Origin of the sequence: Pseudobacillus sp. FSL P4-0506 (assembly GCF_038003025.1) — a bacterium.
GTDB lineage: Bacteria > Bacillota > Bacilli > Bacillales > Domibacillaceae > Pseudobacillus.
Genome location: NZ_JBBOOI010000001.1, coordinates 2,865,001 through 2,879,633 on the forward strand (window position 1 = coordinate 2,865,001; position 14,633 = coordinate 2,879,633).

General features: G+C 41.6%; 12 protein-coding genes and 1 rRNA gene (1 of these 13 running past the window's edge). 2 read left to right on the plus strand and 11 right to left on the minus strand.

Going from position 1 to position 14,633, the window contains the following annotated elements; translation table 11 throughout:
• A 16S ribosomal RNA gene (locus tag MKZ02_RS14450) occupies positions 1–1,233 on the minus strand; it reaches 321 nt to the left of the window's first position.
• A 541-nt stretch (positions 1,234–1,774) separates the two neighbouring features.
• On the opposite strand from MKZ02_RS14450, the gene MKZ02_RS14455 reads away from it, so the two are divergent.
• Positions 1,775–2,494 carry a class I SAM-dependent methyltransferase gene (locus MKZ02_RS14455; protein WP_340854184.1) on the plus strand — a complete coding sequence of 240 codons (720 nt, stop codon included), beginning with the start codon at positions 1,775–1,777 and terminating at the stop codon, positions 2,492–2,494.
• A 167-nt stretch (positions 2,495–2,661) separates the two neighbouring features.
• A complete protein-coding gene (locus tag MKZ02_RS14460; protein ID WP_340854185.1) occupies positions 2,662–3,027 on the plus strand; it encodes a hypothetical protein in 366 nt (121 codons plus the stop codon).
• 63 nt (positions 3,028–3,090) lie between these two features.
• Here the strand turns inward: MKZ02_RS14460 and MKZ02_RS14465 are convergent, their stop codons facing one another.
• The 10 genes from MKZ02_RS14465 to cysC form a co-directional block, all read right to left on the minus strand.
• The gene (locus MKZ02_RS14465) at positions 3,091–3,447 is read right to left on the minus strand and encodes a hypothetical protein (RefSeq protein WP_340854186.1); all 357 of its coding nucleotides are present in this window, start codon (positions 3,445–3,447) and stop codon (positions 3,091–3,093) included.
• Positions 3,448–3,661: 214 nt separating this feature from the next.
• On the minus strand, positions 3,662–5,569 hold the full coding sequence (gene asnB / locus MKZ02_RS14470) for an asparagine synthase (glutamine-hydrolyzing) (protein WP_340854188.1): 1,908 nt from the start codon (positions 5,567–5,569) through the stop codon (positions 3,662–3,664).
• Between the two features lie 334 nt (positions 5,570–5,903).
• The gene (locus tag MKZ02_RS14475; RefSeq protein ID WP_120031183.1) at positions 5,904–6,341 is read right to left on the minus strand and encodes a peptidylprolyl isomerase; all 438 of its coding nucleotides are present in this window, start codon (positions 6,339–6,341) and stop codon (positions 5,904–5,906) included.
• 112 nt (positions 6,342–6,453) lie between these two features.
• A complete protein-coding gene (locus MKZ02_RS14480) occupies positions 6,454–9,129 on the minus strand; it encodes a YhgE/Pip domain-containing protein (protein WP_340854190.1) in 2,676 nt (891 codons plus the stop codon).
• 298 nt (positions 9,130–9,427) lie between these two features.
• Positions 9,428–10,252 carry an STAS domain-containing protein gene (locus MKZ02_RS14485; RefSeq protein ID WP_259455764.1) on the minus strand — a complete coding sequence of 275 codons (825 nt, stop codon included), beginning with the start codon at positions 10,250–10,252 and terminating at the stop codon, positions 9,428–9,430.
• A gap of 653 nt (positions 10,253–10,905) precedes the next feature.
• On the minus strand, positions 10,906–11,811 hold the full coding sequence (locus MKZ02_RS14490; protein ID WP_120031178.1) for a sulfite exporter TauE/SafE family protein: 906 nt from the start codon (positions 11,809–11,811) through the stop codon (positions 10,906–10,908).
• Between the two features lie 15 nt (positions 11,812–11,826).
• Positions 11,827–12,450 carry an NAD(P)-binding protein gene (locus MKZ02_RS14495; protein WP_120031176.1) on the minus strand — a complete coding sequence of 208 codons (624 nt, stop codon included), beginning with the start codon at positions 12,448–12,450 and terminating at the stop codon, positions 11,827–11,829.
• Complete coding sequence (locus MKZ02_RS14500) at positions 12,431–13,192, minus strand: sirohydrochlorin chelatase (RefSeq protein WP_340854194.1); 762 nt, start codon at positions 13,190–13,192, stop codon at positions 12,431–12,433. Before MKZ02_RS14500 ends, MKZ02_RS14495 begins: the two co-directional genes overlap by 20 nt.
• Positions 13,189–13,968: a uroporphyrinogen-III C-methyltransferase gene (gene cobA / locus MKZ02_RS14505; RefSeq protein WP_340854196.1), complete on the minus strand. Its 780-nt coding sequence runs from the start codon at positions 13,966–13,968 to the stop codon at positions 13,189–13,191. The genes MKZ02_RS14500 and cobA overlap by 4 nt, the downstream gene beginning before the upstream one ends.
• Before the next feature lie 64 nt (positions 13,969–14,032).
• On the minus strand, positions 14,033–14,632 hold the full coding sequence (gene cysC / locus MKZ02_RS14510) for an adenylyl-sulfate kinase (protein WP_340854198.1): 600 nt from the start codon (positions 14,630–14,632) through the stop codon (positions 14,033–14,035).
• Position 14,633 lies beyond the last annotated feature (1 nt).

Here is a 14,633-nt window from a genome sequence, read left to right on the forward strand (position 1 = left end):
GCCCAGGTCATAAGGGGCATGATGATTTGACGTCATCCCCACCTTCCTCCGGTTTGTCACCGGCAGTCACCTTAGAGTGCCCAACTGAATGCTGGCAACTAAGATCAAGGGTTGCGCTCGTTGCGGGACTTAACCCAACATCTCACGACACGAGCTGACGACAACCATGCACCACCTGTCACCGCTGTCCCCGAAGGGAAAGATCTGTCTCCAGACCGATCAGCGGGATGTCAAGACCTGGTAAGGTTCTTCGCGTTGCTTCGAATTAAACCACATGCTCCACCGCTTGTGCGGGCCCCCGTCAATTCCTTTGAGTTTCAGCCTTGCGGCCGTACTCCCCAGGCGGAGTGCTTAATGCGTTAGCTGCAGCACTGAAGGGCGGAAACCCTCCAACACTTAGCACTCATCGTTTACGGCGTGGACTACCAGGGTATCTAATCCTGTTCGCTCCCCACGCTTTCGCGCCTCAGCGTCAGTTACAGACCAGAGAGCCGCCTTCGCCACTGGTGTTCCTCCACATCTCTACGCATTTCACCGCTACACGTGGAATTCCGCTCTCCTCTTCTGCACTCAAGCCTCCCAGTTTCCAATGACCCTCCACGGTTGAGCCGTGGGCTTTCACATCAGACTTAAGAAGCCGCCTGCGCGCGCTTTACGCCCAATAATTCCGGACAACGCTTGCCACCTACGTATTACCGCGGCTGCTGGCACGTAGTTAGCCGTGGCTTTCTGGTCAGGTACCGTCAAGGTACCAACAGTTACTTTGGTACTTGTTCTTCCCTGACAACAGAGCTTTACGATCCGAAAACCTTCTTCACTCACGCGGCGTTGCTCCGTCAGACTTTCGTCCATTGCGGAAGATTCCCTACTGCTGCCTCCCGTAGGAGTCTGGGCCGTGTCTCAGTCCCAGTGTGGCCGATCACCCTCTCAGGTCGGCTACGCATCGTCGCCTTGGTGAGCCGTTACCTCACCAACTAGCTAATGCGCCGCGGGTCCATCTGTAAGTGACAGCTAAAAGCCGCCTTTCCATTCTTCTTCATGCGAAGAAAAAGAATATCCGGTATTAGCCCCGGTTTCCCGGAGTTATCCCAGTCTTACAGGCAGGTTACCCACGTGTTACTCACCCGTCCGCCGCTAACTTGAACAGAGCAAGCTCCGTCAAGTCCGCTCGACTTGCATGTATTAGGCACGCCGCCAGCGTTCGTCCTGAGCCAGGATCAAACTCTCCAAAAAGATGTTTGACTTGCTCATAATTTAAAAATAAGAATTAACTTACTGGCATGTATTTTGTTCAGTTTTCAAAGATCAATTCATAACAACTCTATCATTATATCATTATTCTAATATAAAAGTCAACTGTTTTATGCTTTTTCTCAGTGCTGCTATTCTTAACAGCGGATATTTAATATAACATATCATAAAAGATAAAGTCAACCATCATTTTAATGCTTTATTTTCTAAATTATTTTATCCCATACATAATAAATAAGAATAACTAAAACCGCGAGGTTATCAAGTAAGATTAACAACCATTTTATCCTACTATTCTCTATCAACAGATTACTTCATAACAATTATTTTTAAAAAATAACTATAGAAGAGCCAGAATTCTAGGATAAATAGCAAAAGGTCCTCTCTCACTCGTGCACTTTATATAACTCAATAATTCATTACAGGTCAACAAGTATGCCAATCAAAATGGTTTCAATAGACAAACCAGGAACTTCCCGACTTTCTCTTTCATATTTTGTATAAATGAAAATGAGTGAAGAAGGTGATTTTAATTAGAAGTTCAATGTACTTAGATTTTTTATCAAAGTTTGGTGTCGGTGGTGCACATCCCGGCGGTATCCATTTAACAAAAGAAATCTTCAAAACTGAAGAAATAAATAATACCTCTTATGTTTTAGATGTAGGATGTGGCACTGGTCAAACAGCTGCCTATCTAGCTGATCGCTATGGAGCCAAGGTAATGGGAATGGATATTAATCCCATCATGATAGAGAAAGCTAAAAAAAGAATGAAAAAACATCGATTGCCCGTAGAAATTATTCAAGGATCTATAGAAAATTTCCCGTTACCAGATGAGACATTTGATGTTATTATTTCTGAATCTGTTCTTGCTTTTGCAAACAAGCCTAGATCTCTTAAAGAAATTTTCCGATTACTGAAAAGTGATGGCCGATTTATTGCTAATGAGCTCACAGTTAACAAACACCTGGGAGCAAACAATGAGGAAGAAATCAAACGATTTTATGGATTGGATGACCTTCTTACAGAGAAAGAATGGTTAGCCTTATTTAAACAAACCAGCTTTAAAAATCTCCATATTTATAGACCAACACACGTCTTCTTCCCAAATTATTCAATGCCTGAGTTTCATCATTCAAAATATATTGAACCACAGCTTCATGCAGTATCGAACCAACATTTCTATATGATGGCAAAATACCACGGAATTCTGGACCATAGAGTGTTTTTCTGTACAAAATAGTTATTTCCTATAATCTAAATAAAAAAGACTGTCATACACACCTTTTTGATTTCGACAAACAACAAAAAGAGTAAACATATAAACCTTTCATGTGTTATATTGAAAAAAATGGAATTTCAAAAAGAGACATCCCTCTAATTTTAAATAAACCGATAAGGAGGCTCGTTATGAAGATAGCATGGGGTATTGTGTGTTTAATTCCTGTACCATTTTTCTTTCATTTTTATGAATATGAACAATATATAAAAGGAAAGGAAGCCTCTCTTTTATTGTTTGGTTTCTTATTTTTTGTAGTCTTGGTTGGTATTTTATCAAAGAATGTTCGCATCTCTGTCATTCTCTTGGTGAATCTACTTACGACTATTGTCTCGCTCGTCCTCGCGATGAAATTCATTCCTAACGACGGTTACTGGTTTACAGTTACTGGTCGAAATGGAGCAGTGATATTTATTTCTATTATATATACAATTGGGCAATTGATTGTAAGAATGATTGCAAAGTATGCGAAAACAAGCGCAATTGAAGAGAATTGAAAAACCTTGGAAAATAGCTCTCCAAGGTTTCTTTTTTCTATAACGTATGAAAAGTTCAAATCTTTAACGCATACCTGGGCAGCCGCCCATTCCTCCGCCTGGATAACCACCCATTCCTCCGCCTGGATAACCGCCCATTCCCGTGCCTGGATAACCACCCATTCCTCCGCCTGGATAACCGCCCATTCCCATGCCTGGATAACCACCCATTCCTCCGCTTGGATAACCACCCATTTCCATGCCTGGATAACCACCCATTCCTCCGCCTGGATAACCGCCCATTCCTCCGCCTGGATAACCCCCCATTCCTCCGCCTGGATAACCGCCCATTCCCATGCCTGGATAACTGCCCATTCCCATGCCTGGATAACTGCCCATTCCCATGCCTGGATAACTGCCTTGACCCATTTGTCTTTCCATTCTTAACCCCTCCTCAAGTAATCACAAGATAGTATATGCTTACATGCTGAAGGGGCATAGGCGATTGTTTAGTTAAAAAAACGCTGCATCAGTTATAAAGGCCGTACTCTCGTTAACGAGCGCTTCTTTGACTATATAAAAATAAACGAATATCCGCTCACAAATCCACAAACATAGGATGTAAGTGAAAAGATTACTCTCTTTAGAGGGTAACTCAATGAGAAAGCAGCGTCTCTCGATTCTCAGTTAATTCTTCAAAATTATAAAGGCGTTCTATATAAATTTGATGCCAAATCATAAATGTAAGAATGGTCCAGAGCTTTCTGCTATTGTCCTTCTTATTCATGACATGCTCTTCCAACAACAAATGAACCTGCTGTTTATCAAAAATGTAATCAACTTGGCTTGAGCGAATAATAAAGCAAGCCCAGTCGTATAGTTCCTTTTTTAGCCAATGGCGAATAGGTACGGGGAATCCTAATTTTCTCCTTCCCAAAACGTGGCTCGGGACGATGCCTTCCGCTGCCTTTCGCAGAATATATTTCGTTGTATTATTTTTTACTTTTTGATCCACGCTGATTTTGGATGCTACATTGAAAACAGCCTTATCCAAGAAAGGCACTCTTAGCTCCAGAGAATGTGCCATAGTCATCTTATCCGCTTTTAATAAAATGTCTCCTCTTAACCATGTATGAATATCTAGATGCTGCATTTTAGTAACCGCATCGTAGCTTGCAGACTGACTGTATATAGGTTTTGTAATATCGGTGTACCTTAAAGAATCTTTGTAGTTAGTAAGTAACATTTCCTTCTCTTGTTCTTCGAAAATTTTGGCATTGCCGATATATCTTTTTTCTAAAGGGGTCACCCCGCGTTCAATGAAGTTTTTTCCTTTAACTCCTTCTGGAAGAAAATGACTCAATGTTTCTAATGCATGTTTTACCGAAGCTGGCATGTACTTGAACAAGCGCAAGGACTGCGGTTCCTGATAAATATTGTATCCTCCAAACAGTTCATCGGCCCCTTCACCCGATAGTGCTACTGTTACATGTTTGCTTGCTTCACGTGCAACAAAATAAAGCGGTACGGCTGCTGGATCTGCTAAAGGATCGTCCATATGCCAAATGATTTTTGGAAGCTCTTCTAAAAATTCATCGGGTGAAATGACATGACTAATATTCTCTAGATTTAAGGAATCAGCTGTTTCTTGAGCTACATTAATTTCGCTAAATCCATCTCTTTCAAATCCAACAGAAAAAGTTTTTAAACCCGGATTCACTTCTTTTGCCAGAGAAACAATAAATGAAGAATCTATCCCACCGGATAGAAAAGCCCCAACCGGCACATCACTTCGCATATGAACTTTTACAGAATCCGTCAAGACTTCACGAATCTCTGTGACAAGTTGATCCTTCACTGACTGGTGCGGTTGAAAATAAGGCTGCCAATAACACCGGATATCCATTGCCTGTCCTGGTTTTTTAAAAAAATAATGACCTGGAGATAATTTTTTAATTAAAGTCGTCATTGTTTCAGGCTCAGGAACATACTGAAAACTAAGATAGTGGTGTAAAGAATTACGATCTATATCAAAAGAAAGACGGTTTCCTGCCGCTAATAAAATACTCTTCTTCTCAGAAGCGAACACGCACAAACCTTCTTGCTCCGAATAAAAAAACGGTTTAATTCCAAAATAGTCTCTTGCTCCAAATAATATTTGTTCCTCCTTATCCCAGATGACAAAAGCAAACATTCCTCTTAATCTCTTCACCGCTTGTTCGTTGATCTCACTGTAAAGGGCCAAGATGACCTCTGTGTCCGAATGAGTATAAAACTTATAACCTTTCTCTTCCATCTCTTGCCGAATTTCGATGTAGTTATAAATTTCACCATTGAATATAATCCAATATCGTTCGTCTTCATAAGAGAGGGGCTGCTGACCATTTTCGATATCAATAATGCTTAGCCGCCTAAATCCAAAATTAACATACTCATCAAAATAGAACCCCTCGTCGTTAGGCCCTCTATGAGTAATAATATCGCTCATTTTTCTAAAGCCATTTCCTAATTTATCGTTCATGTCTTGGGGTTTGTCGTACATACAGCCAACAAATCCACACATTTATAACACCTTCCTATTTGCAAATTGAATTTGTGATGATTCTTTCCCACGATAACAACTTTGGTAAAAAATAGCAAAGCATACGCAGCCTATAACGCGGGTAGCGTATTGATAATTTTGGATTCTTCATTTATATAAAGGGGATTTTTTAGAGAGCGCCTATACTGTAAGTAATTGATGTAGCGATTTATGCGGGGAACAATACGAGAATAAAACAACTTTAATCCTAATAGCTATCCAAAGTCACTCCTTTCCAACTGATACTTATAGCTAGAAAACACCGTCCATTTAACCGGACGGTGTTTTCTTTATGACTACATTTCAAATAAAAATCTTATTCCTCAGAAACAGTAACTTCCTTCATTACGTCGCCATTTTTCATAGAGCGTGCGGTTTCCAAGCCGGATGTTACTTTACCAAAGACCGTATGTACGCCATCTAGATGGGGCTGTGGCTGGTGGACAATAAAAAACTGACTGCTGCCAGTGTCTTTCCCTGCATGAGCCATAGATAGACTGCCCGCTTCATGCTTATGCGGGTTGCCTTCTGTTTCACATTTAATCGTGTAACCGGCACCGCCTCTTCCTGTACCTGTCGGATCTCCTCCCTGACTAACGAATCCTGGGATAACACGGTGGAATACAACCCCATTGTAAAATCCTTCATTCGCCAGCTTTTCAAAGTTAGCCACCGTGTTCGGCGCTTCATTCGGGTATAGCTCAAATTCGATGGTTTCTCCATTTTCCATAACAATCTTTCCTGTTTTCGCCATAACAATCTCTCCTTTTCACTCAAAGTGCTTTCAAATTTTATCATACCAGAAGGACTGAAGAAAAACAGAAAGACTTGAAAAATAAAGTAAGCATCCAAGCCTTTTCTTCGTGTCAAGAAAGAATCTTTGTCTTCTTTGCATTCGCTGCAAGCTTGCTCGTGATACCGCTTAGTGGCTTCTTCAATAACAATGCAAATACAATGGTAAGCACTAAGAAGAAAAGCAGCGCAAGCAAATCGGTTCTCACAATATCCGGTACAATGCCGCCAACCGCTTCTCGTAACAAGCTGACTGCGTAAGTAAATGGAACAAACGGGTTAATTTTTTGGAAAACCTCTGGGGTTTGGCTAATAGGAAAAGTTCCACCTGAGCTGGAAAACTGTAAAACAAGAAAGATAATGGCCAGTCCTTTCCCGATGTTTCCAAAAACAGACACAAGCGTATAAGTAATTGTAACGAATACGATGCTCGTTAAGATGGAAAAAAGGACGAACCAGAACTTTTCCACTACATAAGCATGAAGTAGAAATATATCTCCCATGCTGACAATAAATCCTTGAAAAACACCGATAGTTAAAAATGTAAGCAGCCGACCAAAGTAAATATGATGGCTCTGGTACATATTTTCCGAGTCCTCGACATCTGTCCGAAACAAAGAAATCAACAGCATCGCTCCTACCCACAAAGATAACGTTGTGTAAAACGGAGACATGGCTGATCCATAGTTAGGGATAGGAAACACTTTTTCTTCCTTTAATTCAATCGGTTTGGTCAAAAATTCACTTTCTTTTTTAACATCATTTTTCAGCAGCCTAATGATTTCTCTTAAATCCTGTTCCTTTTGGAATTTTCTTATTCTGTTAGCTGCATCACGAACAGACCGTTCTACTTCTGGTAAATCTGCTTCAATAAGGTTTGCTGCTTGATGGACTGCTTTCTCCATTTCCGGAAGCCTTGTTTGAATGAAATGAGAGACCTTTCGCACTTCTCGTTCTGCCGCCGGTAGATCATTTCGCACAAAGTCGGCAGCTTTGTGAATCCTTTGCTCCACAGATGGTAAATCATTTTTCACAAAACGCGCCGCTTCATTGACTGTAGCCGTAAATTGTTTCATTTTTCCTGCTATGGCAGATGCAGTCTGATGAATGTCTGTGCGGATTCGAGGCAGCTCTGCTTGGACTCTTGTCAATTCTTCAAATCCAAATTGTACACCTGCCTGTGCGTCATTCAGAATCTGCTGAATATCAGGCAGCTTTGCTTTTGCTGTTTGCACTACTTCGTTCGATATTCTGGCTTTTTCAATTAATGCAGTTAGTGATTGAGTAATCGTTGGTACAGTTTCACTATCATAGGCGTTTAAAACGGAGCCTAATGTACTGCTGGCTGATGAAGCCAGCCTGTTTAATTGCCCCGCTAGTTCTGTTGCCGGCTCGCGACCATTTCTCATATCTGCCTCTATTTGAGTTAAAACGCCCTCTTGCTGTTGAAAGTTTTGTCTCACATCCGTTAAACGACTGATTAGGCCACCTAGCTGGTTCCCTTCAGTGTATTGATTCATCTTGGCGAGCAGATTGATTGTCCGGCCAACTACCGCTTCTCCTGTTTGTACACGTGTTTTCAGCAATTCGACAGAGCTAAGGGCCCGTTGAGGATCACCACTCTCTGTCTGAATAGATTCCGTGAGCTGCACAGCAGAATCTGCCGTTTGCTGTAAAAGAGAGACATTTTGACTGATGACCGGAACAATAGCTTGGAAAGCTTCAGCGTTTTTCTGTAAAAATTCGTTTAGCTGATTGGCAAACCCACTTCCTCTCTCTGCTACTTTTGCTATTTCAGGAAGCTCCTGTCGAGCAGCCATGATGATTTGGTTAGCTTTTTGAGCATCCGTGATCCCCTTCGCTACAGCTTCTTCTATTTTATAAAAGTTGCGATCAATTTCTGCTGTCTTTTCAGCGGCCTTCTGAATAACAGGGAGCTTTTTTTGAATAAGTAAAATTTCATTACCGACTTCTCGTAATTTAGGAAGACGTTCTTCTATTCTTAATATACTGCTTCCCAATTGTTCGATTTTAGGTAGTTGTTTCTCTAGCTCTACGACCTTTTGGCTTTTTTCTCTTATTTCCGGCATTTTCTTGTCCAATTCCCGTACCCTGTCCCCCATTTCTCTAATGGCAGGCAATTGCTTTTCCAAAGCAAAAACTTTACTTTCTATATTCCTGATGGTCGGCAGCTCTCTTTCAAGCTCAACACCCGCTTTGTTAAATTCTGTTAAAACAGCTTGGTCAACGGCGTTAGTAAAGTGTTCACTCACCTGCCCGACCACACCAGTCGCTCCTTTTTCAGTAATTTTCGGGGCAACGGCATTCAGCTTTTCATTTACCTTATAAACAATCTCTGCCCGTTTAGGATTTTCCGATAAAACGCTAATCATTTTTTCGGAGAAGTCTGCGGGAATCAATAAGCTGGCATAATACTCGCCATGCTTAACGCCCCGTTCAGCTTCTTCCTGATTGACAAATGTCCATCCTAATTTTTTGTTCTTCTTTAAGTTATCGATTAACTCTTCTCCTATATTTAGTTCTCTACCTCTCACTTCTCCTCCCTTATCAAGACTGGTCACGGCTATTTTTATCCCAGATGTATCTTTATAAGGATCCCACATCGCTTTTATATTCACCCAAGCATAAACAGAAGGCAAAATCATAATAGCTATGGCGAGCAAAATCCCAGTGGGAACACTGAAAATTCTTTTCCAATCCATTTGATAAATTTGAAAAACCTTTTTCACTTTTTACTCACCCGGCTTTTATCAATTGTTTTATTCTTATTTATTTTGGTTATAAATATTAAATCTATCCTTCAGTCTTTTTGACTCTTTGGGAACGGATCATTTGTTTAAGAAGTTGGACAAAAGAGAAATGTTTTGGAGCTGTCTTGTTCACTCATCAACGGTTGGCAATTCGAAAAGGACCTAGATTCACATGTTTCTTTGCTTGCATTCAAACTGCGCTCTAAACATAAAAAAGCTAACAGATCTCGGTCTGTTAGCTTTTTTATGTTTAGAGGTTATTCCCAGAAGAGAGGGATTATTTAATGCTCTCCAGTGCTTGTTTAACAGTCGCAAACGCTTCAACCCTGTACAGATCCATCCCTGAATGAACGACCGTTTGGGCTAATTTAGGACGCAGTCCCGTCGTAATAACATGCAAGCCCATTAAACGTAGAGTTTCTTCTATTCTCCGGAAATACTCTGCCACTTGTGCATCAATCGTTAAAATCCCTGAAAAGTCGAAGATAACATGTTCTACCTCTAAGTCAGCTATTTTCGGAATCACATTATCCATTATGTAACTTGCCCGGTAATCATCAATGTCTCCAATTAGAGGAAGAACCACAATTCCTTCCTTCACAGGAACAATAGGCGCTGATAATTCAGCTAGCTCTTTTTGTGTTTCTTCTCTAAATTGTTCGGAGAGACGTTCAAAAGCGAAAAACGTTTCGTTTAAACTGATATCTAACATATTGTTGATTCGTTTAATAATAAAAGCATTGTCTTTTACAGAGAGCTCAAGCTCGATGCTGATCCGCGTCAATAAGTCATTAAAAACATCTCTAGTCGCCGGATAACGCACAACTATTTCCAGGATACCTTGACCAGCGGAGACCTGCATGGCTGCGTTTTTTTTGCTCCATTCAATTAATGCATCCGGTACTGAATCGTTCTCTTCACAAAAGAGAGATTCACTAAAAAACTTTAAAAGCTCAATATACATGTTGATTGCTTGCTCTCTTTCCCAAGAAGGGATTTCTAATTGCATTCTATTAATAACAGCCTCGACTACTTCATGAGATAAAGCTTCTACATGGCTACTGATATATTTAGAAAAATTCACAAGGGAATTCATCGTCATTCCTTCCACCCTTTCTCCTCATCCATTGACTAATACTCATTTATACTAACGATTGTGCTATAAATCGGAATCACTTCTTGTTGACATTTGTTAATAAATAGCTTTTTATATTAAAATTTGATTTTTTCCCCTAAAGCTTCAATCTTTCACTTATCATTTCGTAAGAAGAAATTTTTCTATGCTATATTATTTGTCCAATAGGTATTTAGTGCCTTCCTTTCATTCTAAGCAATGGAAGTTCGCTCCAATTAGAGTAATTTGTCCTCCTCGTTCCAATTTAACATAAAAACCTCCGCAAGTTAACGTTCCTTGCGGAGGTTTTTATGTTAATGACCAAATGATGAAAAGTAAGAGTACATACCGATTCCTCCTACTCAAAAATCTGAACAATATAGGAGGCCAGTCGTGATAATTCCCTCTTCCTTAACGCTACCTTGTCTATCCGATCTTACACCACAAGCATTTCACGAATCATTTTGCCGTCAAATTTTACATGATGGCCCTTTATTTTGCCGACTAAAATTGGATAAGTGAGACTGCTCATCATTGATAACATGACAACAACACAGCAAAGGCCAGGATTAATAAATAAAAAAGATCCCCTCTCTGCTATTATGGAAGGGATCGTTCCCCAAAAATCTCCTAAACGTTTATTAAGAGGTTTCTCTAGATTTCTCCAAAGGAAGCTGAAGCGTTTCGCCCTTCAGCTTGCGTTCTTTTTGGGCTACATAAAATACTATATATATCCATACAAGAACAATGGCCGCATAGATTACATGATGAATCGTAGGATCGATGGTCGTATAGCTAAGTATGGACCGCACGTTTGTAAATATCAACATGCCACTTACAATGACGGCCAATATTTTTGTCGGAAGACTTTTTACGATCCAGGCAGCAATCGGTGCTGCAACCACCCCACCTAGCATGATCGCTCCTGCCCAAAGCCAATTGACTTTGCTGGGGCCAAGCGAAATCATGAATCCGATCGTGGCAGAAGCGGCTACTGCAAATTCACTGACACTGACAGTTCCAATGACTTTTCTGGCTTCTATTCCTTTTCGCGAAAGCAAAGCTGGTGTGGCAATCGGCCCCCACCCGCCTCCTCCGCTCGCATCGAAGAAGCCAGCCACAAAGCCAAGAGGCAAATAAAATTTATTCGTCAGTTGTTTATGCTCTTGTTTACGCGCATCTTTTAAAAACAAGAAGCGTGCCAGAATGTATAACCCCAATGCAAATAAAAAGATGGACACATATAGCCGGACATAATCGCCTGTTAGATGACTTAAAAATGTCGCTCCTGAAAATGCGCCAATCGATCCGGGGATAATGAGACGCTTTGCCATCTGTTTATCAACGTTTCCAAACCGCATATGTGAGACTCCTGAAGCTGCAGTCGTCACAACTTCTGCCATATGAACAGAAGCAGAGGCGATTGCTGGCGCGATACCCGCAGTCATTAAAAGTGTGGTAGATGTAAGGCCGTACCCCATTCCGAGCGACCCATCTACAAGCTGAGCAGCGAGACCAACAAGCGCTAGTATGACAAATCGTTCCATATTTCTCCCCCCAAATCAGTGCCTTACATGAGCAAATGGCCGGATTTCATGTAAAAACGTTTCTCTTCTTTTAATATCTTTATAAAAAATAGGATCAGCCGCTATTTTCAGCAAATGGCGGCGCACTTTGCGGTCTGGCTCTACTTTCTTCACAATTTGCCTAACTTCATATAAAAAATCGAGATAGTCTTCATACGATTCATCATATGTTTCTTCAAGCTGATTTCTAATCTGCTTAGCGAGAGTTGGGCTGGCTCCTCCCGTGGACACACTAAGGACGAGGCGCCCTCGCTGAAGAGAAGCAGGAATCGTGCTGTTGCCAAGATCGGGCTGTTCGGCATGAACGACAAGCTTGCCAGCCGCTTTTGCTTTTCTGGCTACTCTATCATTCACTTCTTTGGAATTCGTCACCGCAATTACTAGAAAGGCATCATCGTAATCTTCCTCTTCCGCCAGTTTTTGCAGGGTCGTCACCAATCCCTCCTCAGCCAATTTTTCTATCTCTGGATGAATAGACGGGCTGACCACATGCACATGAAGGCCAAAACGCAATAAATTCTTTATTTTATGCAGGGCTACTTCCCCGCCGCCAACAACAACAATTTTTTCATCCGCTAAATCAACCATGATGGGAAACATAGGCATACCCTCCTGTTGGATCTGCTTCTTGAATACGATCTTTTATAATTTGACTAATAAATGGATGGTAGCCAAGACACCTTGTTAATATAACGAAGCTCTTCGAGTTTAAAGAGCGAATTTCTTTTTCTAATGTTTTGGATAAAATGCCTGTAAATAATAGATAAGGAAGGACCCATAGTTGAGTAGGCTTCTGTTCATTAAGCCGGATTAATTCTTCCTGAAACGAAGGAGCAGCGGCGGCTAAATATCCAATATTCACATCTATTAACTTGGTTTTATAGCGAAACAGGTCGCGGATTGCAGCAAAATCCGCTGTCGTTTGCGGATCACTGCTTCCTCGGCCAACAATCAATATAGAGGCATTAGGCAAAATTGGATGTCCGGTTTCTTTCATTCTTTCCACCAAAATGTCAACCATTGCTTCATGTACACCAAGTGGCTGAGCATAATGAAAGGTTACTGAAGGAAAACTGAATTTTACTTTTTCCAGTTCTAACGGGATGTCTTTCTTGGCATGGCCCGCAGCAAGCAGCAGAAACGGAAAAACAATAATTTCGGTTGCTCCCTGGGCTACACAGTGGGCAATCCCTTGCTCAATCGTTGGTTCCGCCAGCTCAAGAAAACATGCCTCCTGAATAGGAACATCTATAAACGGCTTTGTCCGTTCAATAAAAGCCAACGCTTCCTCTCGGCCTGTTCTCACTCGGCTGCCGTGACAAACGTAAAGAACAGCTTTCATTGGCTGGCACCTGCTGTCATTACAGCGTCCGCTTCCCACTCACTGAACCACTGTAATCTCTCACGAAGACGCACAACCTCTCCGATGACAATCATGCTGGGATTAGTCATTCCCTCAGCTTTTGCTATATCAGCAATTGTTTCAAGTGTTCCTGTCACTGTTCTCTGCTCTTTCGTGGTACCCCAATGGATTAAAGCGGCTGGTGTTTGTGGCGACTTACCGTGTGAAATTAACTTTTCCTGTATATAAGGCAGGTTCTTTACCCCCATGTAAATCGCGAGTGTGTCAATCCCATTGGCAAGTGCAGACCATTTCAGTTCCTCTTTTTCTCCTTCGCGTCGATGACCAGTTACAATGGCAAAAGAAGCGCTATGCTCCCTATGAGTAACAGGAATGCCCGCATAAGCAGGAGCGGCAATTCCTGAGGTAATCCCAGGGATCACTTCAAACAGTACCCCATGCTCGGTAAGAAAGGCTGCTTCTTCGCCGCCACGGCCAAAAACAAATGGGTCGCCGCCTTTTAGCCTTACGACGTTTTTGCCGCTCTTGGCGTGTTTGACGAGCAAATAGTTGATCGTTTCTTGCTGTAAATGATGGTGGTCCGGAAGTTTCCCACAAAAAATTAATTCAGCATCAGGCTTTGCATACTCCAGAAGTTCCGGGCTGATTAGCCGGTCGTAAAGAATCACTTCTGCTTCTTTAATGGCCTTTAAGCCTTTCACTGTAATTAAGTCTGGATCACCGGGCCCTGCTCCTACTAACCACACTTTTGCCATAATGGCCACCTCCGCTTTAATTCTTTAGAGCGCAGCAGGAAGCCGGTCTGCTGCTTTTATCTATTCATCTTTCAATCCAACGTTTTCCTTTAATAAAGCTAACTAACTGATCCACACATTCATCGACTGAATAGCGGTTTGTCTCCAGAACCAGCTCCGGCATGTCGGGTGCTTCATATGGAGAAGAGATGCCTGTAAACTCTGGAATCTGTCCATTGCGAGCCTTTTGGTAAAGTCCTTTTGGATCACGTGCCTCACACTCTTCCAACGGGCAGCTGACGTATACTTCGATAAACTCATCCGTACCAAGCAGACGGCGAACGGTTTCCCGATCTTCCTGAAAAGGAGAGATAAATGCTGTAAATACAATTTGGCCGCTGTCAACAAACAATTTGGCTACTTCACCAATGCGACGGATATTCTCTTTACGGTCTTCATCAGAAAATCCTAAATCTTTATTTAATCCATGACGGATGTTATCGCCATCAAGTACATACGTATTCACACCAAGCTCGTGCAGTCTTTTGGCTGCCGCGTTGGCAACCGTAGACTTTCCTGAACCGGAAAGACCGGTAAACCAGAAGACGGCACTGTGATGTTTATTTCTCATCCTCTTATCATGTTTGGTTAATGCCTGCTCGTGCCAAACAATATTTGTGCTCATT